Raw genomic sequence first — 24062 nt, 5'->3', positions numbered from 1 at the left:
AGAAGCACATCGCGGGCCTCCTTCCGCCCGTCGCGTGGGCATCTGGACGGATGGCCTGGCACGATGTCCCCGTGCACCCGAGTCCCATCACCACGATGCCCGATGCCCCGGTACTACCGTCGCCGCGGACGCCCCGCCCTGGAGTGCGTGTCGCCGCGGCAGTCCTGCTCGCGGCGTTGCTGGTACCCGTACTCGCGGGCTGCCTGCGGGTGCAGGTATCGATGGGTGTTTCGTCCAACGACCGCGTGTCCGGGCGGATCGTCGCCGCGGTGGTGCCCGCCGAAGCCAATGACAAGGGCCCGCAGTTGAAGGCGCCCGACTCGCTGGCCGCGAAGGTACGGGTGGAGCCCTACTCCCAGGACGGGTACGTGGGCAGCCAGGTGTTCTTCGAGGACATGTCGTTCGGCGAGGTCGGCCAGCTCGGTCAGCTGTCCGAGCAAACCCAGGGCATGTTCCAACTGCAGTTCCAGCGGGCCGGTGACCTGGTCAGCCTGAGCGGGCGCGTCGACCTGAAATCCGTGCCGCCGCACGGCTCCGACGTGCAATTCACCATCGCGTTCCCGGCCCGCGTGGCCAAGACCAACGGCAATCGCGAGGGCGACAACATCGTCTCCTGGAAGCTGCCCGCCGGTGACGTCTCCACGTTGCGCGCCGAGGTCAGCTACGCCGACCCGAACACCCGCTCGTTCGCTGGCTGGGCGGGCATCGTCGGCGGCATCACCCTCGCCGTGGCCGCCGTCATCGCCGCCATGGCCTTCATGGACCGCAATCCGCCCGCACCGGGTGCTCCGACCGGCCTGTCCTGGAGCCGGTGGTGGAAAACGGTCAAGCAGGGCCGCTGAGCCGTTCGCCGGTGCGGGCGGCCGCGTGGGCCGGTGCCGGAATCTCGTTGGCGGGCGCTGGGATCGCGCTGTACAACCGGATCACGGTGCGACAGCTGGCGGATACCGCCGTCGAGGTGATCGAGCCGGTCACCGTGTGTGTTCCGGCTCGTGACGAGGCCGCGCGGCTGCCCGGGTTGATCGCGGATCTGCGGGCACAGCGTGGCGTCGCGCGGATGCGTGTCGTGATCATCGATGACGCGTCCGATGATGAGACCTATGCGATGGCCGTCGACGCGGTCGGTGGGGATCCGCGAATCACGGTGTTGCGCAACGACGCCGAGCCGCCCACCGGATGGACCGGCAAAGCCGCCGCGTGTGCGCGACTGGCCGAATCGGTGGTCACGCCCGTGCTGGTGTTCGTGGACGCGGATGTGCGGCTGGCGCCGGGAGCGATCGCCGCGGCCGTCACCGAATTACGCAGGCAGCGCGTCGTTGCGTTGGTGTCGCCATGGCCGATACAGCGGGCCGAATCGGTGGTCGAGGGCTTGGTGCAGCCGTTGCTGTGCTGGTCGTGGGCGGCCACGCTGCCGATCGCACCGGCCAACCGGAGCCTGCGACCGTCGACTTCCGTTGCCTGCGGCCAATTTCTGGTGTTCGACACCGCCGCCTACCGTGCCATCGGCGGACACGCGGCGGTGGCCGCCAGCGCCACGGAAGACCTCGACATCGCCCGAACACTGCGTCGCGCAGGACAATCCACCACCCTCGTTGCCGGGGGCCGCATGGCAAGCACCCGGATGTATGCGGGCACTGCCGAACTCGAGGCCGGTTACACCCGCTGGCTGTGGTCCGCGTACGGCGGCACCATCGCGGGCGGAGCGGTCGTGGGAACGATTGCCGCCCTGGCTTATTGGGTCCCGCCATTGGCGGCTATCAGTGGTCGTGGGGTGATCCGCCGCGCCGGTGTCCTCGGCTACGCGGCGGCCGTCACCGGCAGGCTGCTGGCCCGCTCCACCGAAACCTGCGGCCCGCTCTCCCCCGCTGATGTCCTTGCGGCCCTGGCCCACCCGTTCTCCGTGGCGGCCTACTTGCGGCTCTGGGCGCGCTCCCACCGCGCCCGAGGACGGGGCGCGCTGCGCTGGAAGGGTCGCGCGCTCAGGTCTGACGGCGGGTAGCCCGATCATTCGCGGCACCACGACTGCGGACCTGAAAATGACCCGCTCGCAACGTAAGCGGCACCACTTACGGAACCTCGGTGATCCCCACCGTCGGCAGGAAGAAGCAGGACTTGCCGCCGTTCTCGACGGTGCCGAAGACCGCGGCGAGCACCGTGCCCTGGCCGGTGTCGACAGGCACGGCGCGGACGCCACCCATCGGGAGGGCGGCGAAGAAGAAGTCCTGGATGGCGCGTTCGGCGATCGGGCGCAGGGCGACCGGGACCTCGGGCGGGATCATCGCGCGCAGGATGGTGGACAGCGGACCCATCGAGGCGAGGCCGCCGCGGCCGCTGGTCACGTTCAGCCAAGCCACCTGCATGCCGGTGGTGTCCGGCCCGTCCTGGTTCAGGCCGTAGGGGACGAAGGTGAACATGGTCTGTCCGGCCTTGACGGCGGACAGGTCGAGTCCGGGGATGGTGACCGAGGTCTTGGGCCATGGGCCCGGCACCGCACCGGCGACGGCCGGGGCGAGACCGAGGGAGTTGCCGTTGAGGCAGTACGCGGCCGCGGTCGGATAGAGGAACGGCTGCATGCCGAAGGCGCGCAGGCCGTCGATCGCGGTGTTGTAGACGCCGAACAGGTCGCCGGGAGCGACGGTGCCGGTCTGGTTGGTGCCGGGCGGCACGGGGGCCGTCGTGGGCGGCGCCGGGGCCGCGCCCGCGGTGGGGGCCGCGAGCGCCAGCGCGACCGAGCAGGTCACGACAGCGGACAGCATGGTCAGACGGCGCGGTACGGCCACGGAGACCTCTTCTCCTCGTCGACGCGAATCGAAGGCTGACGGTACTCCGGCAAACGCTGTGAACAGGCGGTATTGCTTGCGGCAAGCTCTCGGCGTGTCTCCCGGCCGCGACGGCGGCCCCTTACACTCACGATGATTACTTCCCTTGCCCAAGGGTCCCCCCGCTGGGCATGATAATTCGGCTCGACCCTGACATCATCCGGTGTCCGGATCGGACGACAACCATCCAGAGCGACCGAGAGACCTGGCTCGTCGACGTCGCAGCAACCCCCCGGTTCACCGGGTGCGGGTGCTTCCGCCGGGACCGATGGAGGAACCGAAGTGATCATCGCCGCTGTCCGAGGCACCCGTTGGCGCCGTCGCCATATCGATCAGTGCACAGTGACGTCCGCGAGCTGTCGGGGCTGACCCGCAGCCAGGCTGTTGCACCCGTCGCTGGCCGGGTGATGTGATCGCCGCCCGATGGGGGCGCGGTCTCGTTCGTTCTTCCGAAGGACCTCGACAATGAGTGAGCGCAGCGAGCGAGCAATAGGCATAGCTGCCACCGCAGTCATGACGGAGCACGGCGATTCGATCGCCACCGCCACGCCCGCACCCGGCGCCGGGACTGCTGTCCGTACCGAATCCGCGCTCGCGCCGGACGAATCCCCCACCGCACCGGGCGATTCCGCGCCGACCGTCGCCAAGACGTGGCACCCGTGGCGTTGGGTGATCAGTGCCGTCGCGCTCGTCCTGCTCGCGCAGTTCATGCACGGTCTGGTCACCAACCCGGGTTGGGATTGGCCGACTTTCGCGAAGTACATCACCGCCAAGTCGGTGCTGGCCTCGCTGAAGGTGACACTGGAACTCACCGCGTGGGGCACCGCCCTCGGCTTCCTGCTCGGCACCGCGCTGGCTATCGCGCGGTTGTCCAGCAATCCGGTGCTGCGGGTGATCTCGTGGTGCTACATCTGGGCGTTCCGGTCGATTCCGCTCATCGTGCAGCTGTTGTTCTGGTTCAACATCGCCTACCTGTACCACACACTGTCGGTCGGAATCCCGTTCGGCCCTTCGTTTTTCACCTTCGAGGTGAACGGCGTGATCAGCGGATTCACCGCGGCGGTGATCGGGCTCGCGCTGCACCAAGCGGCGTATTCGGCCGAAATCATTCGTGCGGGCATCATCTCCGTGGACGCCGGGCAACTCGAAGCCGCTGCCGCGCTGGGCATTCCGAAGGTGCGGCAGTTTCGCTCCATCGTGGTCCCGCAGGCCATGCGCTCGATCCTGCCCAACGCGACCAACGAGGTGATCAGCCTGTTCAAGGGCACTTCGATCGTGTCCGTGATGGCGATCGCGGAGCTGTTCTACCAGGTCCAGGTGATCTACGGCCGTAACGGGCGGGTGGTACCGCTGCTGCTGGTCGCCACCGCCTGGTACATCGTGCTCACCACCGTTCTCTCGGTGGCGCAGTACTACATCGAGCGCCACTACGCCAAGGGCACTCAGCGCACACCGCCGCCGTCACCGACACAGCGGGTCTGGCAGAAGCTGCGCGAGATCGCCGAATCCGGTTCCACCGCACCACGAGGAGCGACCCGATGACCGCCGCACTCGCCGTCGAGGTCCGCGGCGTCCGCAAAGCCTATGGCGCGCACGAGGTGCTGCGCGGCGTCGACCTGACCGTGCGCTCCGGCGAGGTGGTCACGGTGATCGGCCCGTCCGGTTCCGGCAAGTCCACGCTGCTGCGGGTGGTCAACCACCTGGAGTCGCTGGACGCGGGCACCGTGCACATCGACGGGGAGCTGATCGGCTATCGCCTGCGCCGCAATACTTTGCACGCGCTGCCCGACCGCGAGGTGCGCAAGCAGCGCTCCCGCATCGGGTTCGTCTTCCAGCAGTTCAACCTGTTCCCGCATCTCACCGTGCTCGACAATGTCACGCTCGCACCGCTTTCCGCGCAGCGCCGGGACCGCAAGGAGGTCGAGGCCGAGGCGCGGGTGCTGCTGGACCGGGTCGGCATCGGCGCACTGGCCGACGCGTACCCGCGCAGGCTGTCCGGCGGGCAGCAGCAGCGGGTGGCGATCGCGCGGGCACTTGCCTTGCGTCCCAGGGTGATCCTGTTCGACGAGCCGACCTCCGCACTGGATCCCGAGCTGGTCGGCGAGGTGCTCGACGTGATCCGTGACCTCGCGCACGGCGGCACCGCGCTGGTGATCGTCACCCACGAGATCGGCTTCGCCCGCGAGATCGCGGACACCGTGGTGTTTCTCGACGCGGGCGCGATCGTAGAGCAGGGCACGCCCCAGGCGGTTTTCGATAATCCGCGCCACCCGCGCACCCGCGCGTTCCTTTCCAGAGTCCGCTGATGAACAGGTATCCGATGAAGCTCTCCGCCCTGGCCACCGCCGCCGCCACCGCGATCGTACTGCTGGCCACCGGCTGCACCGATCCCGAAGCGGAGTCCGCGGTCAAGCCCGCCGGTGCGATCACCTTCGACCTCTCCGCCGCCCAGACCGCCCGCGTCCGCGCCGCCAAGGTGGACAGCATCGCCGCCGAGGTGCCGCAGGCCATTCGCGATCGCGGCACGTTGGTGGTGACCGGTGCGTCCGGCACGGCGCCGCCGCTGCGCTTCTACGCCGACGACGACAAGACCGTGGTCGGCTCCGAGATCGATTTCGCCTCCTTGGTCGCCGACATCCTCGGCCTGAAACTCGATGCGCAGGTGGCGGATTGGGCGCAGAACTTCGTGCGCATCGATTCCGGCGAGGTCGACGCCTTCGTCTCCAACGTGACGGTCACCGAGGAGCGCAAGGAAAAGTACGACTTCGCCACCTACCGCAACGACACCGTCGCGCTGGAGGTGCCCAAGCAGAGCACCCTCGACTTCAAGGACCGCAAGAGCCTGGCGGGCAAGCGGATCGGCGTCAGCAGCGGCACCAACCAGGAGCAGCTGCTGGTGAAGTGGAACGAGCAGAACCGCGCGGACGGCTTGGCGCCCATCGACATCGCCTACTTCCAGCAGACCAGCGACTACTATCTGGCGCTCGCCTCACAGCGGCTGGACGGCTACATCGGCCCGAACCCGACCGCGATCTACCACTCCGCCACCGCGAACCAGACCAAGATCCTCGGCACCTTCTCCGGCGCGGGCGACGCGCTGCAGGGCGAGATCGCGGTACTCACCAAGAAGAACAGCGGGCTGGTCACCGCGATCCAGCATGCGCTGAACTACGCCATCGAGCACGGCACCTATCAGCAGGTGATCGATCGGTGGGGCCTGAAGACCGAGCAGGTCACCGCGTCGCGGATCAATCCGCCCGGCCTACCTAAGCAGCGGTGACCCGGTGCCCCAACAACTTTCGACACCCGACCTGCGCGTACACCAGGTCGCCCAGGACGATCCGCTGGCCGCCCCCCTGCTGGCCGAGCTCGCCGTCGAATACAGCAGCCGCTACGGACGCAGTCCCGGCGAGATGCACGCGTCGTTGCGCGACTATCCGGCAACGGAGTTCGCTCCCCCGCACGGCGCGCTGCTGGTCGTCACCCGCGACAGCGAGGCGGTGGCGGGCGGTGCGTTCCAGCGCTACGACGCGGAAACGGCGGAACTCAAACGGATCTGGACCTCGCGCGAGCACCGCAGGCAGGGGCTCGGGTTGTTCGTGCTCGCGCAGCTCGAAGCCGAGATCGCGCGACGCGGCTACCGGCGCGTCTACCTGACCACCGGTCCGCGCCAGCCCGAGGCCGTCGGCCTGTACCTGGCTGCCGGTTACACCGCCCTCTACGACCCGGCCGTGCCCGCCGAGGAGCTCGGCCCGCATCCGTTCGAGAAGCATTTACCCGCCATCACCGGCGAACTGGGAGCCACCGCATGAAGTTCCTACTGTTCACCCTGGTCACCCGGGTGCCCGATCCGATAACAGGCCGGCTGCCCGGCACCAGGGAACGGCTGCGCAACGTCGTCGAACAGGCCAGGCTGGCCGAGGATCTCGGCTACGACGGATTCGCCGTCGGTGAGCGGCACGAGGATCCATTCCTGTCCGCGGCGCCGCCGGTGATCCTCAGCCACATTGCCGCGGTCACCTCCCGGATCACCCTGTTCACGGCGGTCACCACGCTGAGCCTGCTCGACCCGGTGCGCGCCTTCGAGGACTATTCGACGCTGGACAATCTGTCCGGCGGTCGCCTGGAGCTGATCATCGGCAAGGGCAACGGCGCCGCGCAGGCCGAGCTGTTCCACGTCACCGCCGACGACCAGTGGGACCGCAATCGCGAAGGCTATGACCTGTTTCGGGCGCTGTGGGGCAGCGACAGCGTCACCTGGTCGGGCCGGTTCCGGCCGGAACTGAAGGGCGCCAAGGCGCTGCCGCGGCCGTGGCAGCCGAGGATCCGGATCTGGCACGGCAGCGCGACCAGCCGGGATTCGGTGGAACTCGCCGCGCGCCACGGAGATCCGCTGTTCTCGGCGAACGTCACCAACCCGATCGAGCCGTACGCCGAACTGGTCCGCCACTATCGGGAGCGCTGGGAGTTCTACGGGCGCAACCCTGCCGACGCCCTCGTCGGCGCGGGCACGGCCGGATTCCATGTCGCCCGCAGTTCCCAGCAAGCCCTGCAGACCTACCGGCCGATCTTCGAGGCGCGACTGGCGTTGGCGCGCAAGCTCGGTCTGCCGGTCGTGTTCGAGACCCTCGACGACTTCGTCACCCGCAGTTCGGCATTGGTCGGCAGCCCGGAGCAGGTGATCGACAAAGTCGGCAGGCAGCACGAGCGGTTCGGCCACGAGGTGATCCACCTGTCCGCCGAGCGGGACGGCCGCCCCGAGATCGACTACCTGGACAGTCTCGCGCTGTTCCAGACCGAGGTGGCGCCGGAACTGCGCCGCCGAATCCCCAGCCGCCCGTTGGCGACCGGCGCCGATACCGCCGAGCTCGACCCGCGCGACGAACCCGTTCGCGCCGAAACTTCTGGAGTTACCTCGTGATTCGCACCCGCCGCCGGATCGTCGCGCGAACTGAGCCGCGCTCGGCTCCGTTTCGCGCGCGTCACGCCGCGCCTTCGATCCGCACGTTGATATGCGTGCTCGCCGCGGCCGGCACCGTCGCCGCCTGCGGCACCGATTCGGCTGCGCCTGGCGGCGACGCCGGACCGCCGAAGCCGGGCGGCACCCTGCGCTATGGCCTGTCGCAGGCTCCTACCTGCTCGGACCCCGCGCAGGCCGGCACCAACCAAACCCTGTACGTGACACGGCAGATCGTCGACTCGCTGACCGATCAGGATCCGAAGACAGGCCAACTGAAGCCGTGGCTCGCACAGAGCTGGGAGGTCACGCCGGACGCGAAGGTGTTCACCTTCCATCTCACCGACGGCGTCACCTTCAGTGACGGCACGCCGCTCACCGCGGACTCGGTGCGGCAGACCTTCGATTCGATCATCAAGCTGGGTTCGGCGAAAGCGCCGCTGGCCGCCAGCTACCTCACCAACTATGTCGGCACCACGGCCGTGGACCGGTTGACCGCGCGGGTCGAGTTCGGTAAGCCCAACGCACAGTTCCTACAGGCGTCCTCGACCACCCAGCTCGGGATCCTGGCCGAGGCCACCACCACCAAGCCCGCCGAGCAGCGCTGCCTCGGGGACAACATCGCCAGCGGTCCGTTCACCTATGCGAGCTACCGCCAGGACGCGTCGGCGACGCTGGCCAAACGCACTGGGTACCAGTGGGGTTCGGCGGTGTTCGCACATCGCGGCGAGGCGTACCTGGACAAGATAGAATTCACCGTGGTGCCCGAATCCGGGGTGCGCACCGGCAGTCTCGCGTCGGGTCAGCTCGACGCCATCAGCGACGCGCTACCGCAGGACGCGCCGCAGATCGAGGCGTCGGGCGGGCGAGTGCTGAGCACCGCGAATCCCGGCCTGCCGTTCGGTTTCCAGACCAACGTGACGCGCGGACCGCTGCGCGATCCGGCGGTTCGCCAGGCGCTGCTGCCCGCGATCGACCGTAAACAGTTGGTGGACACCGTGCTCGGGCCGCAGTTCAAGCCCGCGACCAGCTCGCTGGCCAGCAGCACGCCCGGCTATGCGGATCTTTCGGCGCGACTCGCCTACGACCCGGCCAAGGCCCGCGGCATTCTCGATCAGGCGGGCTGGGTGCCCGGCGGAGACGGTATCCGGGTGAAGGACGGTGCGCGCCTGTCCTTCTCGGTGGTGTTCAGTCAGGTTTTCGGCGGCAATCAGGCGATCATCGAGCTGGTGCAGCAGCAGCTGCGGCAGGTCGGGGTCGAGCTGACGCTGGATCTGGTATCGATCGCCGAGCAGACGGTCAAGCAGAACGCGAAGGACTTCGACAGCAGCTACGGCAACACCACCCGCGCCGACGGTGACATCCTGCGCACGGCGTTCGGGCTGGATGGCCGCAATCTCAATGCGCGCGAACCCATCCCAGCGCTCGATGACGCGCTGAACGGTCAGCTGAGCACGGTCGACGCCAATGTCCGCAACGACCTCATCCACTCCGCGCAGCAGCAGGTGCTCGACGCCGGGCTGTTGATTCCGACGGTGGAGCTGTCCCAGGCGATCGGCGCGGGCAGTGCCGCACAGGATCTGAAGTTCGAGGCCTCGGCGCGACTACAGTTCTTCGACGCCTGGCTGAGCGGGCGGTAACGATGACGCGCTATCTGGTGCTGCGGGTGCTGCAGGCGTTCTGGGTGCTGTGGGCGGCGTTCACCATCTCGTTCGTGGTGCTCTACCTGCTGCCCGCCGACCCGATCTCGATCGCGGCCGACGGCGGCGGTACAGGCACACCGGTGGACAAGGCCGCCATCGCCGAGTTGCAGGCCCGGTATGGGCTGGATCGCCCGCTGTGGGAACAGTATTGGACCGCGCTCGGGCACGCGATGCACGGCGATCTCGGGCATTCGATCGTCACCGGGCAGCCGGTGACCGATGCCATCGGCAACGCGCTGCCCGGGACGTTCGGATTGGCCGGGCTCGCGGTGGTTTTCGCGACGGTCGGCGGCGTGGCACTGGCCTTCGCCTCGACGTATACGCGGCGGCCGTGGCTGCGCACCGCGCTCGGCGCGCTGCCCTCGCTCGCGGTATCGGTACCCACCTTCTGGACCGGATTGCTGCTGCTGCAACTGTTCTCGTTCCGGTGGCGGCTAGCTCCCGCCTTCGGCGGTCATGGCTTCTCGGGCACTATATTGCCCGCGCTGACCCTCGCGCTGCCCATCGGCGCGGTGATCGCCCAGGTGCTGGCCGCCGGGCTGGCGTCGACCTGGCGTCAGCCGTACGTCGATGTGGCGTTGTCGAAGGGTGGCTCGCGCTGGTGGGTCCAGCGCAAACATGTGCTGCGCGCGGCCAGTGTGCCCACCTTCACCATCGCGGGGGTCTTGGTCGGCAACATGCTCGCCGGATCGGTCGTGGTGGAAACGGTCTTCGCCCGCCAGGGCGTCGGCCGCCTCACCCAGACCGCCGTACTGGCCCAGGACATTCCGGTGGTGCAGGGCATCGTCGTGCTCACCTCGATCGTCTTCGTCACCGTGAATCTCGCGGTGGACCTGCTGTATCCGCTGCTCGACCCGCGCATCGCCACGCGGTCGCGCCGGGCGGCCAAGGACGAGGAGACCGACGAACGGATCGGCAGCACTGTCGAAGGGGTGGCTATTCATGGTTGACGTCATCGATGAACGGCGCGGCACGGTGCCCCGCCTGCGCACACCGGCACTGCGATGGAAGTGGTTGCGCGACAACGCGGTACTGGTCTTGTCCGGTGTTGTTGTAGTGCTCGCGGTCGGCTGGGCCCTGTTCCCTTCGGTGTTCGCCAGTGGCGATCCGTTGATCGGGGTGCCCGTGCAGAAGTTCCAAAGCCCCAGTGCACAGCACTGGTTCGGCACCGACAATCTCGGCCGCGACCTGTACACCCGCATGGTGCACGGCGCCGGACTCTCGCTCACCGCGACACTCGCCGCGGTAGGCATCGCGTTGTTCGCCGGGTCCGGCCTCGGCCTGCTGGCGGGGGCGACCGGTGGCATCGTGGACGCCGTCGTCATGCGCGTCGTCGATGTGCTGTTGTCGATTCCGGCGCTGCTACTGTCGCTGGCACTGGTTACCGCGCTCGGCTTCGGTACCCGCAATGTGGCCATCGCGGTGGGTGTTTCCCTCGTCGCCAACTTCGCCCGGGTGATGCGGTCGGAAGTGCTCCGGGTACGCCACGCGGTATTCGTCGAGGCGGCGCACGCCTCGGGCGTCCGCTGGTACACGGTGCTGCTGCGGCACGTGCTGCCCAACTCCTATCAGCCGGTGCTCGCGCTGGCCGCCGTCGAGTTCGGCATGGCCGTGCTCTCGATCTCGGCGCTGAGCTTCCTCGGCTACGGCGCGAAACCGCCTACGCCCGAGTGGGGTTCGCTCATTTCCGAGGGCCGCAACTATCTCGCCACCGCCTGGTGGATGACCACCCTCCCCGGACTGGTCATCGTCGCGGTCGTGGTGGCCGCCCAGCGCCTCGGACGCGCCGTAGGAAGGAACGAATAGCCATGACCACTACCTCTTCGCCCTGGGCGGCACCGATCGACGCGCCTGCGCCGGTCGAAACCTCAGCGCCGGAAGCGGGCCCGCTGTTGCGGGTCGACAACCTTCGCGTGCGTTACCGATCGGATTCCGGTGACGTCACCGCGTTGGCCGGGGTCTCGCTCAGCGTGGCCCGCGGCGAAGTGGTGGCGCTGGTCGGTGAATCCGGTTCCGGCAAGTCCACTCTCGCGCAGGCGGTCATCGGCCTGCTCGGCGCGAATGCCAACATCGCGGGCGGGACGGTCGCCTTCGACGGGCACGTCATCGACACCCGGTCCGAGCGGGCATTGCGGCGGCTGCGTGGCGTGCGGATCGGGTTCGTGCCGCAAGACCCCGGGATGTCGCTCAATCCCGTACGGCGCGTGGGCGATCAGGTGGCCGAGGCGCTGCTGGTGCACCGCCTCGCCGACAAGCGTTCGGCGCGTGAGCGCGCGATCGAGCTGCTGGCCGACGCTGGCCTGGACCGACCGGAACTGCGGGAAGTGCAGTACCCCCATGAACTTTCGGGCGGGCAGCGGCAGCGGGTGCTCATCGCGTCCGCGCTGGCCTGCCAGCCGGACCTGGTGATCGCGGACGAGCCGACCAGCGCGCTGGACGCCACGGTGGCGCGGCGGGTGCTCGATCAGCTGGCGGCGCAGATCGCGGCCAAGGGTACCGCGGTGCTGTTGATCACCCACGATCTCGCGGTGGCCGCCGAGCGGGCCGATCGGATCGTCGTGCTGAACGGCGGCGAGATCGTGGAGACCGGGCCGACCGCGACGGTGCTCGCCGACCCACGGCATCCGTACACGAAGCGACTGCTCGCCGCGTCGCCGAGCCTGGCGCCCGCGGGCGCCTATCGGACGCCCAAACCGCGCGCGGGCGCGCCGCTGCTCGCGCTGCGCGAGGTGCACAAGCGGTTCCGCGCGCAGGCCGGCGGATCGGTGACAGCGGTCGCCGGGGTCGGATTCGAACTCGGCCGCGGCGAAACCCTCTCACTGGTCGGCGAATCCGGTTCGGGCAAGTCGACGACGGCGCGAATCGCGTTGCGGCTCACCGAGGCCGACAGCGGCCGGGTCACCTTCGACGGGCAGGAGCTGACCCAGGTGCGCGGTACCCGGCTGCGGGCGCTGCGCAAGCGGTTCCAGGTGGTGTATCAGAACCCGTACTCCTCACTGGATCCCCGGTGGCGGGTCGGCACGATCATCGAGGAACCGTTGCGCGCGTACGGTGTCGGCGACCGCGCGGCCAGGCAGGCCCGCGTCACCGAACTGCTCGGGCAGGTCGCACTGCCGGAGCACTTCGCCCAGCGTCGCCCCGCGGAACTCTCTGGCGGACAACGCCAACGCGTCGCCATCGCCCGTGCCCTCGCCCTGCACCCGGACCTGCTGGTGCTCGACGAACCGGTCTCCGCGCTCGACGCCTCGGTCCAGGCGCAGATCTTGGAGCTGCTCGACCGGCTGCAGGCCGAGCTCTCGCTGAGCTACCTGTTCATCTCGCACGACCTCGCGGTGGTCCGCCGCATCAGCGACCACGTCGCCGTCATGCGGCACGGCCGCATCGTCGAATCCGGGCCGGCCGCCGCGATTTTCGACAACCCGCAGCACGAGTACACCCGCGAGTTGTTGTCCGCCATCCCCACCCCCGCCGTCGCGAAAGGACCATCCTGATGTCGGAATCGACCTATCGGCACAGCCGGATACTCGTCCGCACCGAGCGGCCCGCGCACTGCCGCAGCACACCGGAGCGGTCCGGATCGCTGCCTGCCCGAGCCAAGCGCTGGTGGCGCACCCATCTGCACGTACCGGAGCACACCGCGGCCACCGATCTGTGGCAGCACGCGTTCTTCTTCGCGCCCGACGCCGCCGGCGTGCACCCCGCCGCGCGGCAATGCCTCGACTGGAAGGAAATCCACTGATGGCCGAATCCGACTTCTTCCTTGGCCTGGAACTCGCCGGAACCGGGATCCACCCCGCGTCGTGGCGACGGGACGACTCCCGGGCCGAGGATCTGTTCACCGGCGGGTATTGGGTCGACGCGGTCACCGCAGCCGAAAAGGCCGGTGTCGACGCGGTATTCGTGCCGGACTCGTTCGGCCTGCAGCCCGGTGGGGCCGGTGTCGCGCGGGGCAGGCTCGACGCGGTGGCGATCGCCGCCAGAGTTGCGGCGGCAACCCGGCACATCGGTCTGCTGCCGCAGGGGGCGGTGACGCATACCGAGCCTTTCCATCTGGCCAAAGCGATCCAAAGTCTGGATTTCGCCACGGCCGGGCGCGCGGGCTGGGAGGTCACCGTGTCCGAAGGTGGTGAGCAGGCACGGGCATTCGGGCGTAAGGACGAACAGGACGCGGCATCGCTGTGGCATGAGGCGAACGAGGCGATCGAGGTGGTCACCCGGCTGTGGGACAGTTGGGAGGACGACGCGGAGATTCGTGACGTGCCCACCGGGCGCTTCATCGATCGGGACAAGCTGCATTACATCGACTTCGCCGGGGACAACTTCTCGGTGCGGGGTCCCTCGATCACGCCGCGCTCGCCGCAGGGTCAGTCGATCGTCGCGGTGCGCGCGGACGATGACGCGAGCACTGGTGTGGCAGTGCGCCGAGCCGACCTGATCCGGTTCGCCGCAAGCGATCTGAACTCGGCGCGGGCCCTGCGGACGGCGCTGCGCACGGCCGTACGGGCGGCTGATCGGGATCCCGATGCGGTGCGAGTTTTGCTGGATGTCGAAGTGCATCTGGCCGATTCGGCGGAAACCGCCCACGACGAGGTGGTCCAGCTGGACCGATGGACCACCGACGCCCCCGCCAGTCTGCGCCACATCGGAACTCCGGCAACCCTGCGCGAATTGCTGGGCGCGGTCGGCGCTTCCGGCGCCGCCGACGGCGTCGTGCTCCGCCCGCTCGCGATACCTGCGGCGGTGCGCCATCTCACAGCGTTGACACGGAAACCCGTGTCCTCCGGCACATTGCGAGATCGGCTCGAACTGCCGCGGCCGGTCAGCCGTTATGCCCAGCAGGGAGCGGCTGCGTCATGAGCCCTGCCGAACGCTCGGACTGCCGGTGTACCGGAAAGCAACCCGCCGACAGCACTCCCACGATCCAGGAAGGTACGCCGTCGTGACCGGCAAACCACGCAAGCAGATCCATCTCGCCGCGCACTTCCCCGGCGTCAACAACACCACCGTCTGGGCCGACCCGGCGTCCAAGAGCCAGGTCGACTTCGAGTCGTTCACGCACCTCGCGAAGACCGCCGAGCGCGGCCTGTTCGACTTCTTCTTCCTCGCCGAGGGGCTGCGGTTGCGCGAACACCTCGGGCGCATCCACGATCTCGACGTGGTGGGCAGGCCGGACACCTTCACGGTGCTCAACGCGCTGGCCGGGGTGACCGACAAGCTCGGCCTCGCGGGCACCATCAACAGCACCTACAACGAGCCGTTCGAGCTGGCCAAGCAGTTCGCCTCGCTGGATCATCTGTCCGGCGGCCGCGCCGCCTGGAACGTCGTCACCTCCTCCGACGCGTTCACCGGCGAAAACTTCCGCCGCGGCGGCTATCTCGAGCACGCGCAGCGCTACCAGCGCGCCGCCGAGGTCGTCGAGGTGACCCGCAAGCTCTGGGACAGCTGGGCCGCCGACACCCTGGTGGTCGATCGTGCCGCCGGGGTGTTCGCCCGCGAGATCCCGGAAACCCGTCATCGCGGTGCGCAATTCGATATCGCCGGACGATTCGTGCTGCCGCCGAGCCCCCAGGGTCATCCGGTGTTGTTGCAGGCGGGCGATTCCGACGACGGCCGGGAGTTCGGTGCGGCCGCCGCCGACGCGATCTTCACCGGCCACGGCACGCTCGAAGACGGACAACGCTTCTACGCCGACGTCAAAGGCCGTCTGGCGAAATACGGCCGGGCGCCGGAGGAGTTGAAGATCCTCCCCGCCGCGACCTTCGTGCTCGGTGACAGCGCAGCGGACGCCGAGGATCGTGCCCGCCATATCCGCCGCCAGCAGGTCGGTCCGCAGACCGCCATCGCGTTCCTCGAACAGGTGTGGGGCCGTGACCTTTCCGGCTATGACCCGGACGGCCCGCTGCCCGACGTCGAGCCGACCGACAACGTCACCGTCACCCGCGGCCGGGTGCGCCACGCCAAGGACCCGCGCGAGGTCGCCGACGCGTGGCGGGCCAGGACCGAGGCCGACAACCTCAGCATCCGTGAGCTGATCATGGAGGTCACCGCGCGTCAGCAGTTCGTCGGCACGCCCGCCGCGGTCGCCGAGCAGATCGACACCTACGTCCAGGCCGACGCCAGCGACGGTTTCATCCTCGTCCCGCACCTCACCCCGGCCGGGCTCGACGAATTCGTCGACCTGGTCGTCCCGGAACTGCAGGAGCGCGGCAGTTTCCGCACCGAATACACCGGCACGACCCTGCGCGAGCATCTCGGTCTTCGCCATCCGCACCAGCACATCACCGCCCACGAAGGAGCACGAGCGTCATGACGACAAGCATCAGCACCGTTTTCGAAACCGAGTGGGCGCACTGGCATGACAGCAGGGAAGACCAGCTGCGCGACCCGCTCGGCTTCCTCAGCCTGACCGGATTGCATTGGCTCACCGACCAACCCGAGCGACTGCCGGACGTGCCAGGCACCTGGTGGGTCACCGACGACAAGGTATTCATCACCGCGCAGCCCGCCGACCGGCTGGCGTTCGACGGGGTCGGCATCGCGGGCGTGCGGATCATCACGCCCGCCGAGGGTGCGCCGGGACTCAATGTGCTGCACGAGAATCGGGTGCTCGAAGTGATCCGGCGAACCGGTCAGTACGCGGTGCGCGTGCACGATCCGGCCGCGCCGACACTGTCGAGTTTCGACGGCATCCCCAGCTACGCACCGGATCCGCGCTGGGTGGTGCCGGGCCGGTTCACGCCGTTCGACGAGCAGACCACGATCACCACCGGCGCCGTTGTCGACGGACTCGAACATCACCACACCGCCTCGGGCACCATCGAATTCACCGTCGGCGAGGCCACCGAACGGGTCATCGCGTTCGGCGATCCGAGCGATCTCCGCCTGCTGTTCACCGACGCGACCAGCGGTATCACCACCTACCCGGCGGCACGCGCGCTCGCGGTCGGCGCACCGGACGCGGACGGCACGGTGCGCCTCGACTTCAATCGCGCGGCGAATTTGCCGTGCGCCTTCACCGATTTCGCGACCTGCCCGATCGCGCCCGCGCAGAACCGGCTGCGGGTGGCCATCGAGGCGGGCGAGCAGCATCCACGGCTAGGGAGGCATTCATGACCGTGCCACTGTCCATCCTCGACCTGTCCCCGATCAGCGCCGGGTCGACCGCGCAGCAGGCGCTGCGCAATACGGTCGACCTCGCGCAGCACGCGGAACAGTGGGGCTACCACCGTTATTGGCTGGCCGAGCATCATTTCGTCTCGGTCGCGAGCTCCTCGTCGATCACCGTGATCGGCCTGGTCGCGGCGGCCACCTCGCGAATTCGGGTGGGGTCGGCGGCCGTTCAGGTCGGCCACCATACGTCGGCCTCGATTGTGGAGGCGTTCGGCACGATCGACGCGCTGTACCCCGGCCGGCTCGACCTCGGACTCGGCCGGTCCGGTCATCGGCGCAGTCAGTACGGCTCGGAGCCGTCTCACCCGAAAGGCAGCCACCCCAAGGTAGCTACGGCAACCGGGCGGACCGAGATCAGGGACGGTGTGGTGGTGCCGCCGCCGTTCGACCCCGGCCGGATCGCGGACCGGTCGAAGTTCCTCGCCTCGGCCAGCGCCCTACAGCAGGAGGGCGCGCAGCCGCTGGACTTCGCCGAACAGGTCGACGAGGTGCGGGCACTGCTCGGCGGCTACTTCGTGAGCAAGGATGGCGTTGCGCTGCACGCGGTTCCGGGCGAACGCGCACAGGTCGAGCTGTGGCTGTTCGGCAGCTCGGGCGGCGAAAGCGCAGTGCTGGCCGGGCAACTCGGCTTGCCGTTCGCGGCGGCCTACCACGTGTCGCCTGGTACCGCCCTGGACGCGGTCGAGGCCTATCGTGCGGCCTTCCGGCCGTCCGCACAGCTGGCCGAGCCCTATGTGGTGGTATCGGCGGACGTGGTCGTCGCCGGTGACGACGCCACCGCCCAACACCACGCCGCCACCTATGGCCACTGGGTGCACAGCATTCGCAGCGGCGCCGGCGCCGCCGACTACCTCGACCCCGCCACCGCCGCCCCGCTGACCCCCGAACAGCACCGCCTGGTAGCCGACCGCCTCGCCTCCCAATTCGTCGGTTCCCCAACCACCGTCGTCGAGCGGCTAGCGGCCTTGCAACGCGTCACCGGCGCCGACGAACTCCTCGTCACGAGCATCACCCACCACCACGCCGACCGCCTCGAATCCCACCGCCTACTAGCCGACGCCTGGGGCCTACGCACAGCCCGCGCCGCCTAACCACCCCGCACCCCTCCCGAGGTGCCCCAAACAAACATCGACGTGAGTCATATGGCTGCTAATTGATCTTGAACAGTAGCCATTTGACTCACCTCGACGGCCCAAAGCCCGGGCACACCCAGCTTTGTACTGCCGAAGACTGCACCCGGACTCGGGATCCGCACTGAGAATAGGGCCATAAAGTCGGTGCGGATCCCGAGAAGGTGCGCGGATTGCTGTTGGCGGGGCGAGCGGGCGGGGTCGGCAGATCGGCCAGGTTGGGGTGGGGTTCTTTGGCATATCGACAAGCTTCTCGCAATTGGGTTGAAACATACAATCGTGCATGTATATTTCTGGCCGACCAGGAGAGGGGGATATCGATGAGGATTGCTCCAGCCCGCCGGTGGACCAGGGTATTTGTCGGAGTGCTTGCGCTGCTTGCGGTTTCGCAGGTGGTGGTGCCCAGGGTGTCGGCCGCGCCCGAGGGGGTGGCGGCTTGGGCGGCGCTACATGATGGTCCGCAGCAGTATCCGTCGATGTATATCGACTGGGACGTGCCGATCACCATGAGTGACGGGACCGTGCTGAAGGCGAACGTGTATCGGCCGGCGGATGCGAACGGGCCGGTGCGCACGCCGCTGCCGACGATCGTGAATCTGACGCCTTACACGAAGCTGTTGTCGATGATCGCGCAGACGGCGCTGTCGGTGCCGGTGCTGTCCGACGCGATTGTCGGGTTCCTGCGTGACTTCGAGTTGCCCGGGACGCCGTTGGCGGCGCTGACCGACGCGACCCGGGTGGCGGGCGGCGGGTTCGGGCGCGCTTTCGCGGTGGACCCCAACCTGATTCGCAGCGGCTACACCCAGGTCGTCGTCGACGTGCGCGGCACCGGCTTCTCCCAAGGGATCTGGGAACCGTGGGGGCCGAAGGACCAGCAGGACACCCCGGAGGTGATCGGCTGGGCGGCGGCGCAACCGTGGTCGGACGGCAAGGTCGGGATGACCGGCGCCTCCTACTCCGGGATCAATCAGGTACAGGCGGCCGAAAAGCAGCCGCCCGCACTGAAAGCCATCGTGCCGGTGGTGCCGGGCAACGATCTGGTGCGCGACATGATCGCCCCGGGCGGCGCGGCCATCGGCATCCTGCTCCCCTACCTGCTCGCGGTGAACGCGGCCAAGTTCGTGCCGGATCTGGTGTCGATGGTGCAGGGCAACTTCGATATGCAGTGGCTGGCCGACCGGTTGGCCAGCCCGATGTCGTTCATGGACGTCGGAATTCAGACCATGGGCACCGATTCGTTCGACGCCATCCAGCCGCAGCTACGCGACGTCCTCGACCCGGACAGTCCGATCCGCCAGGCCTGGCTCGGGCATCCCGAACGCATTACCGTGCCCACCCTGGTGATCGGCGACTGGCACGACAACTTCGCCAACGGCGAACCCCGCATCTACCAAGACATTCCGCTGCCACCCGGTCAGAAGCAGCTGATCATGGGTAACAGCTACCACGTGAACGCGGGCTTCGACATGCGCGGCAAGCCCGGCGAACCGCCGCGTATCGACGTGCTGCAACGCGCCTGGTTCGACAAGTGGCTCAAGGGCATCGACAACGGCATCGACGGCTACGGCCCGGTGACGATGTGGCAGCAAGGCGCGGGCTGGACCAGCAACGACCAGTTCCCGCGGGTCGAGGCGAGCCACCGGCGGTTGTACCTGTCGGCGGCACCGAGCGGCAGTACCGCCACCAGCGCGCACGACGGAACCCTCACGGCCGAACCAACTTCCGAGACGACGCGGCTCACCGTCGCGCCCGGCCTGGCCAGCCTGTGTTCGGCGGATGCGGTCCAGGGCACCGCGGGCCTGCTCGTCTTCTCCGGCTGCGGCAAAGATGCCAGGGTGCAGGAACTCAGCGGGCTGACCTTCACCAGCCCGCCGGTGGCCGAGCCGACGACGATCTCCGGGCCGATCGCGGTGCACCTGAACACCGTGCACGACGCCACCGACGGCTACTGGACGGCGACGCTGAATGATGTTGCCCCCGACGGCCGTTCGGTGACGCTGAGCACCGGCCAGCTGATGTCTTCGATGCGGGCCATCGATGACGACAAAAGCCGCAGGTCGCCCGACGGCGCCTACACCGATCCGTTCCCGCTGATGTCCCTCGCCGCCAGGCAACCCATGGTCCCCGGCCAGCCCACCCAACTCGACCTCGGGCTCGCCCCCACCGACGCGATACTGCGACCGGGACACCGGCTTCGGGTCGATGTCTTCGCGGGCAACTACCCGAAGGGCCTGCCCATCCGCCCGATGCTGGACGCCACCGAGCTCAAACCCCAACACCTGCAACTGGATCCGTCGGCACCGAGCTACGTCAACGTCCCCATGGCCGGCACCCCAGGCTGGTAACCGCACACCTTATCGGGAAATCGGGAGCAGTGCTCAGGCGCTGATCGGGGCGGCGGTGACACCGTAGCCGAGGTTGGTGAGCACCTCGGTGGTCGCCTTGGCGAAGTTCAGCGTGATGAAATGCAGGCAGGGGGCGCCCTCATCGATGAGCCGCTGGGCCATCTCGGTGGCGATCTCGATGCCGACCTCGCGCACCGCGGCCTGATTCCCGTCGGGGTCGTCGCCCGCGGCCTTGTTCAGTCGCTCGAGCACCGCTGGCGGCAGCGAACGGCCACACAGCTCCTCGGCCCGCGCCACCGTGCGCAGCGAGGTGATCGGCATCAGCTCGGGAATGATCGGCTTGGCGCCCTCGACCGGGTCGAACTTCGCGATCCGGTCACGCAGCCGCAGGTAATGTTCGACGTCGAAGAACATCTGGGTGATCGAATACTCCGCGCCCGCACGCAGTTTCGCGGCCAGGTAGGCGGTGTCGGTGTCCAGATCCGGCGAGCGGTGGTGGCCCTGCGGGAACGAGGCGACGCCGACGTGGAAGTCACCGAGGTCGCGCACGATCCGCACCAGCTCCTCGGCGTAGGCGACCCCCTCGGGATGCTGCTGCCATTCGCCGAGCGGGTCGCCGGGCGGGTCGCCGCGCAGCACCAGGATGTTGCGGATGCCCGAATCGGCGTAAGAGCCGACCAGCGAACGCAATTCGGACAGGCTGTGCTCCACGGCGGTGAGATGCGCCACCGGCAGCAGCGTGGTTTCCTGCGCCAGCTCGCCGGTGACCCGCACGGTGCGATCGCGGGTGGACCCGCCCGCGCCGTAGGTCATCGAGACGAACGCGGGATGCATCCGCTCGAACTGCCGGACGGCCCGCCACAGCCTGGCCTCGTTGGCGGCGTCGCGCGGCGGGTTGAACTCGACGGAGAACGGCACCGAGGCGCCGGAATGGGCCCGCAGACTCTGGACAACCGAAGGTGTTGCAGAGACGTCCGGGTGCGTCCGGGGCGGACGGCCTGGGGTCGAGCGTCCCCGCGCATTGTCGAAAGTCACCGGTCCAGTGTAGTGGTGACCGACGGCAGGCCCCACGGGTCGTACCGACGAGTACGCGTATTCTTCGGACCACACCAGTGGCGCCACGCGCCCATCACCGCACGACTTTGGAGGCTCCCCTGTCCGCCGGACCTGGTATCCAGACGCCTCACCGCACCTCGGCTGCCGAGCTCATCGCCGCACAGCCGGGGACGGCGGCCTTCGTCACCGCCGTGGAAGACGCGGTGACAAGGTTCTTCGCCACCCGCCGCGGCACCGTCGAAGAGCTCGGCCCGGTCTTCGTCGAGGCCGCCGACGCGCTGGAACTGTTCGTGCTGCGCGGCGGCAAGCGCACCAGGCCCGCGTTCGCCTGGACCGGCTGGCTCGGCGCGGGCGGTGACGCCGGCGACCCGGCCGCCGCTGCGGTGCTGACCGCGTGCGCGGCGCTGGAACTCGTGCAGGCCTGCGCGCTGATCCACGACGACATCATCGATTCCTCGCGGACCAGGCGCCGCTTCCCGACCGTGCACGTCGATTTCGAGCAGCGCCACCGCGACCGTGGCTGGGCGGGCGACTCCGCGCACTTCGGCACCAGCGTCGCGATCCTGGTCGGCGATCTGGCGCTGGCCTGGGCCGATGACATGGTGCACGCGTCCGGACTCGACCCGGCGGCGATCGCCCGGTTCGCGCCGGTGTGGGCGGGCATGCGCACCGAGGTGCTCGGCGGCCAGCTCCTCGACATCCACGGCGAGGCGGGTGCCGACGAGTCGGTCGAGGCGGCGCTGCGGATCAACCGGTACAAGACCGCCGCCTACACCGTCGAACGCCCGCTGCACCTCGGCGCGGCTATCGCCGGCGCCGACCAGCGTCTGATCGACGCGTACCGCCTGTTCGGCACCGACATCGGCATCGCCTTCCAGCTGCGCGACGACCTGCTCGGCGTCTTCGGCGACCCCGCCGTCACCGGCAAACCGTCCGGCGACGACCTGCGCGAGGGCAAGCGCACCGTGCTGCTCGCCGAGGCGCTGGCCAGGGCCGACGAGGCCGATCCGGCTGCGGCGAAGCTGCTGCGCACCAGCATCGGCACCGATCTCGGCGCGGACGACGTGGCGAAGCTGCGCGATGTCATCACCGAACTCGGCGCGGTGGACGAGGTGGAACGCCGGATCACCGAGCTCACCGACGCCGGGCTGGCCGCCATCGAAACCAGCACGGCGACACCGGCCGCGAAGGAGCGGCTGCGGACCATGGCATTGGCGGCGACCAAGCGCGCCGCGTGACAGTGGTTGCGGATACCTGAACAACGCCGGTCCGATGGGTGCCGCGAAGAGGGGAATCTCATGAAAACCGTTGCCGGACCGACGGATCGTGTCGTCGTGGTCGGTGCCGGACTGGCCGGGCTGTCCGCCGCGCTGTACCTCACCGGCGCCGGACGCAAGGTCACCCTGCTGGAGCGAGCCGATCATCCCGGCGGGCGGGTCGGCCGCTATCAGGGCCCGGATTACGAGATCGATTCCGGCGCAACGGTGTTGACGTTGCCCGAGCTGATCACCGACGCGCTGGCCGCGGTCGGCCGGACGCCGCAGGACTGTGCGCTGCGCATCCACCAGCTGGCGCCCAGCTATCACGCCAAGTTCGCCGACGGTGCCACCCTGCGGGTATTCGCCGACCCCGACGCGATGGCCGAGGAGGTCGCGCTGGTCTGCGGCCCGGCGCAGGCGCGACGCTATCGGCGGCTGCGTGACTGGCTGGCGCGAATCTACGCGGCCGCGTTCAGCGAGTTCATGGACACCAACTTCGATTCGCCGCTGGATATGGTCCGGGTGCCCGAAAAGCGCCGCGCCCTAGCGGCTTTGGTGCGTCTCGGCGCGTTCGGCAGGCTCGGCCCCCGGGTCGACCGATTCCTGCGGGATCCCCGGCTGGCCCGGTTGTTCACCTTCCAGGCGCTGTACGCGGGCCTGCCGCCCGCCGAGGCACTCGCGGTGTACGGCGCGATCCCGCACATGGACACCTCGCTCGGCGTCTTTTTCCCCGAGGGCGGGATGCGGGCCATCGCGATGGCGATGGCCGAGGCGTTCACGACGGCGGGCGGCACGCTCGAGCTGGGCGCCGAAGTGACGAAGGTGGACTATGTGGGGCGGCGGGCCGAGCGGGTGCGCACCGCGGACGGTCGTGTGTTCGACTGTGATGCTCTGGTGTTGACCGCCGATCTCGGTTCGATCGACCGCTTCGGCGTGCGCCGCCGCCGCGGGTTGCGGGCCGCGCCCTCCGCAGTCGTCGCGCACGGCACCGTGCCCGCCGAGGTTGCCCGCGCCTGGCCCGTTCAGGCGCATCACACCATCGAATTCGGCGAGGCCTGGGACAAGACGTTCGCGGAGATCGCGGGCCGACGTGGCCGACTGATGAGCGACCCGTCGCTGTTGCTCACCCGGCCCGCACTCACCGACCCCGGCCTCTACATCGCCCGCGCCGACGGCCGGCACGAACCATTCTCGGTACTTGCCCCCTGTCCGAATTTGGCCGCCGCCGCACTGGACTGGCCTCGAATCGGCCCCGCTTACCTGCGTGAACTGCTCCAGGTGCTGGAAAACCGCGGTTACACGGGCATTGCCGACCATTTCACCGTCGACCATCTCGACACGCCACAAACCTGGCGCGATCAGGGCATGCTGGCCGGAACCCCGTTCTCCGCGGCACACCTCTTCCGGCAGACCGGACCATTTCGTTCGCGCAATTTTCCGCGCACCAGCGACAATGTAGTTATCGCCGGTTGCGGCACCACGCCGGGCGTTGGGGTGCCGACTACGCTGCTGTCCGGGAAACTGGCGGCAACCCGCATTACCGGCGAGACCGCCCCGCTCGAGATGAAACCGTGCGTACCAGCGAGATAGTGTTCCCGGCGACGCCGTAAACTAGGCGCCGAC

21 protein-coding genes and 1 riboswitch are annotated in these 24062 nt (G+C 68.8%); of the genes, 19 read left to right on the top strand and 2 right to left on the bottom strand.

Annotated elements, in window-relative coordinates; all coding sequences use genetic code 11:
* Positions 1-95: 95 nt before the first annotated feature.
* Positions 96-842 (top strand): LppM family (lipo)protein, encoded by a 747-nt coding sequence (locus ACIBCN_RS03180; protein WP_396990175.1) that lies wholly within the window; start codon positions 96-98, stop codon positions 840-842.
* On the top strand, positions 815-1999 hold the full coding sequence (locus ACIBCN_RS03175; protein ID WP_396989807.1) for a glycosyltransferase: 1185 nt from the start codon (positions 815-817) through the stop codon (positions 1997-1999). The genes ACIBCN_RS03180 and ACIBCN_RS03175 overlap by 28 nt, the downstream gene beginning before the upstream one ends.
* Before the next feature lie 67 nt (positions 2000-2066).
* On the opposite strand, the gene ACIBCN_RS03170 is transcribed toward ACIBCN_RS03175, so the two are convergent.
* A complete protein-coding gene (locus tag ACIBCN_RS03170) occupies positions 2067-2780 on the bottom strand; it encodes a hypothetical protein (RefSeq protein WP_396989806.1) in 714 nt (237 codons plus the stop codon).
* A 219-nt stretch (positions 2781-2999) separates the two neighbouring features.
* Positions 3000-3094: riboswitch (SAM riboswitch) on the top strand.
* Positions 3095-3332: 238 nt separating this feature from the next.
* Here ACIBCN_RS03170 and ACIBCN_RS03165 point away from each other — a divergent pair.
* The 15 genes from ACIBCN_RS03165 to ACIBCN_RS03095 all read left to right on the top strand — a co-directional run bounded on the left by ACIBCN_RS03165 (position 3333) and on the right by ACIBCN_RS03095 (position 20124).
* Positions 3333-4361, top strand: coding sequence for an amino acid ABC transporter permease (locus tag ACIBCN_RS03165; RefSeq protein ID WP_396990173.1), 1029 nt, complete (start codon positions 3333-3335; stop codon positions 4359-4361).
* Positions 4358-5125, top strand: a complete 768-nt coding sequence (locus ACIBCN_RS03160) for an amino acid ABC transporter ATP-binding protein (protein ID WP_396989805.1) — start codon at positions 4358-4360, stop codon at positions 5123-5125. Before ACIBCN_RS03165 ends, ACIBCN_RS03160 begins: the two co-directional genes overlap by 4 nt.
* Positions 5125-6099, top strand: coding sequence for an ABC transporter substrate-binding protein (locus ACIBCN_RS03155; RefSeq protein WP_396989804.1), 975 nt, complete (start codon positions 5125-5127; stop codon positions 6097-6099). Before ACIBCN_RS03160 ends, ACIBCN_RS03155 begins: the two co-directional genes overlap by 1 nt.
* A gap of 4 nt (positions 6100-6103) precedes the next feature.
* Positions 6104-6631 carry a GNAT family N-acetyltransferase gene (locus tag ACIBCN_RS03150; protein WP_396989803.1) on the top strand — a complete coding sequence of 176 codons (528 nt, stop codon included), beginning with the start codon at positions 6104-6106 and terminating at the stop codon, positions 6629-6631.
* The gene (locus ACIBCN_RS03145) at positions 6628-7740 is read left to right on the top strand and encodes an LLM class flavin-dependent oxidoreductase (RefSeq protein WP_396989802.1); all 1113 of its coding nucleotides are present in this window, start codon (positions 6628-6630) and stop codon (positions 7738-7740) included. The genes ACIBCN_RS03150 and ACIBCN_RS03145 overlap by 4 nt, the downstream gene beginning before the upstream one ends.
* 95 nt (positions 7741-7835) lie before the next feature.
* Positions 7836-9416, top strand: coding sequence for an ABC transporter substrate-binding protein (locus tag ACIBCN_RS03140; protein ID WP_396989801.1), 1581 nt, complete (start codon positions 7836-7838; stop codon positions 9414-9416).
* A 2-nt stretch (positions 9417-9418) separates the two neighbouring features.
* Positions 9419-10429, top strand: coding sequence for an ABC transporter permease (locus tag ACIBCN_RS03135; protein ID WP_396989800.1), 1011 nt, complete (start codon positions 9419-9421; stop codon positions 10427-10429).
* Complete coding sequence (locus ACIBCN_RS03130) at positions 10422-11285, top strand: ABC transporter permease (protein WP_396989799.1); 864 nt, start codon at positions 10422-10424, stop codon at positions 11283-11285. The genes ACIBCN_RS03135 and ACIBCN_RS03130 overlap by 8 nt, the downstream gene beginning before the upstream one ends.
* A 2-nt stretch (positions 11286-11287) precedes the next feature.
* On the top strand, positions 11288-12970 hold the full coding sequence (locus ACIBCN_RS03125) for a dipeptide ABC transporter ATP-binding protein (protein WP_396989798.1): 1683 nt from the start codon (positions 11288-11290) through the stop codon (positions 12968-12970).
* Positions 12970-13218: a hypothetical protein gene (locus ACIBCN_RS03120; protein ID WP_396989797.1), complete on the top strand. Its 249-nt coding sequence runs from the start codon at positions 12970-12972 to the stop codon at positions 13216-13218. Before ACIBCN_RS03125 ends, ACIBCN_RS03120 begins: the two co-directional genes overlap by 1 nt.
* Positions 13218-14336: an LLM class flavin-dependent oxidoreductase gene (locus ACIBCN_RS03115; protein ID WP_396989796.1), complete on the top strand. Its 1119-nt coding sequence runs from the start codon at positions 13218-13220 to the stop codon at positions 14334-14336. The genes ACIBCN_RS03120 and ACIBCN_RS03115 overlap by 1 nt, the downstream gene beginning before the upstream one ends.
* A gap of 82 nt (positions 14337-14418) precedes the next feature.
* Entirely contained in the window at positions 14419-15789 is a 1371-nt protein-coding gene (locus ACIBCN_RS03110; RefSeq protein ID WP_396989795.1) for an NtaA/DmoA family FMN-dependent monooxygenase, read from the top strand.
* Positions 15786-16592, top strand: a complete 807-nt coding sequence (locus tag ACIBCN_RS03105) for a DUF1684 domain-containing protein (protein WP_396989794.1) — start codon at positions 15786-15788, stop codon at positions 16590-16592. Before ACIBCN_RS03110 ends, ACIBCN_RS03105 begins: the two co-directional genes overlap by 4 nt.
* Positions 16589-17740 carry an LLM class flavin-dependent oxidoreductase gene (locus ACIBCN_RS03100; RefSeq protein WP_396989793.1) on the top strand — a complete coding sequence of 384 codons (1152 nt, stop codon included), beginning with the start codon at positions 16589-16591 and terminating at the stop codon, positions 17738-17740. Before ACIBCN_RS03105 ends, ACIBCN_RS03100 begins: the two co-directional genes overlap by 4 nt.
* Positions 17741-18099: 359 nt before the next feature.
* Positions 18100-20124 (top strand): CocE/NonD family hydrolase, encoded by a 2025-nt coding sequence (locus tag ACIBCN_RS03095; RefSeq protein WP_396989792.1) that lies wholly within the window; start codon positions 18100-18102, stop codon positions 20122-20124.
* Positions 20125-20157: 33 nt separating this feature from the next.
* Here the strand turns inward: ACIBCN_RS03095 and ACIBCN_RS03090 are convergent, their stop codons facing one another.
* Positions 20158-21159: a methylenetetrahydrofolate reductase gene (locus ACIBCN_RS03090; RefSeq protein WP_396989791.1), complete on the bottom strand. Its 1002-nt coding sequence runs from the start codon at positions 21157-21159 to the stop codon at positions 20158-20160.
* Positions 21160-21266: 107 nt separating this feature from the next.
* Here ACIBCN_RS03090 and ACIBCN_RS03085 point away from each other — a divergent pair, with 107 nt between their 5' ends.
* Together ACIBCN_RS03085 and crtI are read left to right on the top strand one after the other, a co-directional pair.
* On the top strand, positions 21267-22418 hold the full coding sequence (locus tag ACIBCN_RS03085) for a polyprenyl synthetase family protein (RefSeq protein WP_396989790.1): 1152 nt from the start codon (positions 21267-21269) through the stop codon (positions 22416-22418).
* 60 nt (positions 22419-22478) lie between these two features.
* The gene (gene crtI, locus ACIBCN_RS03080; RefSeq protein WP_396989789.1) at positions 22479-24029 is read left to right on the top strand and encodes a phytoene desaturase family protein; all 1551 of its coding nucleotides are present in this window, start codon (positions 22479-22481) and stop codon (positions 24027-24029) included.
* Positions 24030-24062 lie beyond the last annotated feature (33 nt).

The sequence above is a fragment of the Nocardia sp. NPDC051052 genome (assembly GCF_044456045.1).
In the GTDB taxonomy this organism is placed as follows: Bacteria; Actinomycetota; Actinomycetes; order Mycobacteriales; family Mycobacteriaceae; genus Nocardia.
The sequence above is the reverse complement of the archived record's forward strand: the minus strand, read 5'-3'. Positions and strand labels throughout refer to the sequence as shown.

What these genes read in the sequence shown, in the direction of transcription:
- ACIBCN_RS03180 (WP_396990175.1), top strand. Translation starts at nt 96, where the DNA reads ATGCCCGATGCCCCGGTACTACCGTCGCCGCGGACGCCCCGCCCTGGA.
- ACIBCN_RS03165 (WP_396990173.1), top strand. Translation starts at nt 3,333, where the DNA reads ATGACGGAGCACGGCGATTCGATCGCCACCGCCACGCCCGCACCCGGC.
- ACIBCN_RS03160 (WP_396989805.1), top strand. Translation starts at nt 4,358, where the DNA reads ATGACCGCCGCACTCGCCGTCGAGGTCCGCGGCGTCCGCAAAGCCTAT.
- ACIBCN_RS03155 (WP_396989804.1), top strand. Translation starts at nt 5,125, where the DNA reads ATGAACAGGTATCCGATGAAGCTCTCCGCCCTGGCCACCGCCGCCGCC.
- ACIBCN_RS03145 (WP_396989802.1), top strand. Translation starts at nt 6,628, where the DNA reads ATGAAGTTCCTACTGTTCACCCTGGTCACCCGGGTGCCCGATCCGATA.
- ACIBCN_RS03135 (WP_396989800.1), top strand. Translation starts at nt 9,419, where the DNA reads ATGACGCGCTATCTGGTGCTGCGGGTGCTGCAGGCGTTCTGGGTGCTG.
- ACIBCN_RS03130 (WP_396989799.1), top strand. Translation starts at nt 10,422, where the DNA reads ATGGTTGACGTCATCGATGAACGGCGCGGCACGGTGCCCCGCCTGCGC.
- ACIBCN_RS03125 (WP_396989798.1), top strand. Translation starts at nt 11,288, where the DNA reads ATGACCACTACCTCTTCGCCCTGGGCGGCACCGATCGACGCGCCTGCG.
- ACIBCN_RS03120 (WP_396989797.1), top strand. Translation starts at nt 12,970, where the DNA reads ATGTCGGAATCGACCTATCGGCACAGCCGGATACTCGTCCGCACCGAG.
- ACIBCN_RS03115 (WP_396989796.1), top strand. Translation starts at nt 13,218, where the DNA reads ATGGCCGAATCCGACTTCTTCCTTGGCCTGGAACTCGCCGGAACCGGG.
- ACIBCN_RS03105 (WP_396989794.1), top strand. Translation starts at nt 15,786, where the DNA reads ATGACGACAAGCATCAGCACCGTTTTCGAAACCGAGTGGGCGCACTGG.
- ACIBCN_RS03100 (WP_396989793.1), top strand. Translation starts at nt 16,589, where the DNA reads ATGACCGTGCCACTGTCCATCCTCGACCTGTCCCCGATCAGCGCCGGG.
- ACIBCN_RS03095 (WP_396989792.1), top strand. Translation starts at nt 18,100, where the DNA reads ATGAGGATTGCTCCAGCCCGCCGGTGGACCAGGGTATTTGTCGGAGTG.
- crtI (WP_396989789.1), top strand. Translation starts at nt 22,479, where the DNA reads ATGAAAACCGTTGCCGGACCGACGGATCGTGTCGTCGTGGTCGGTGCC.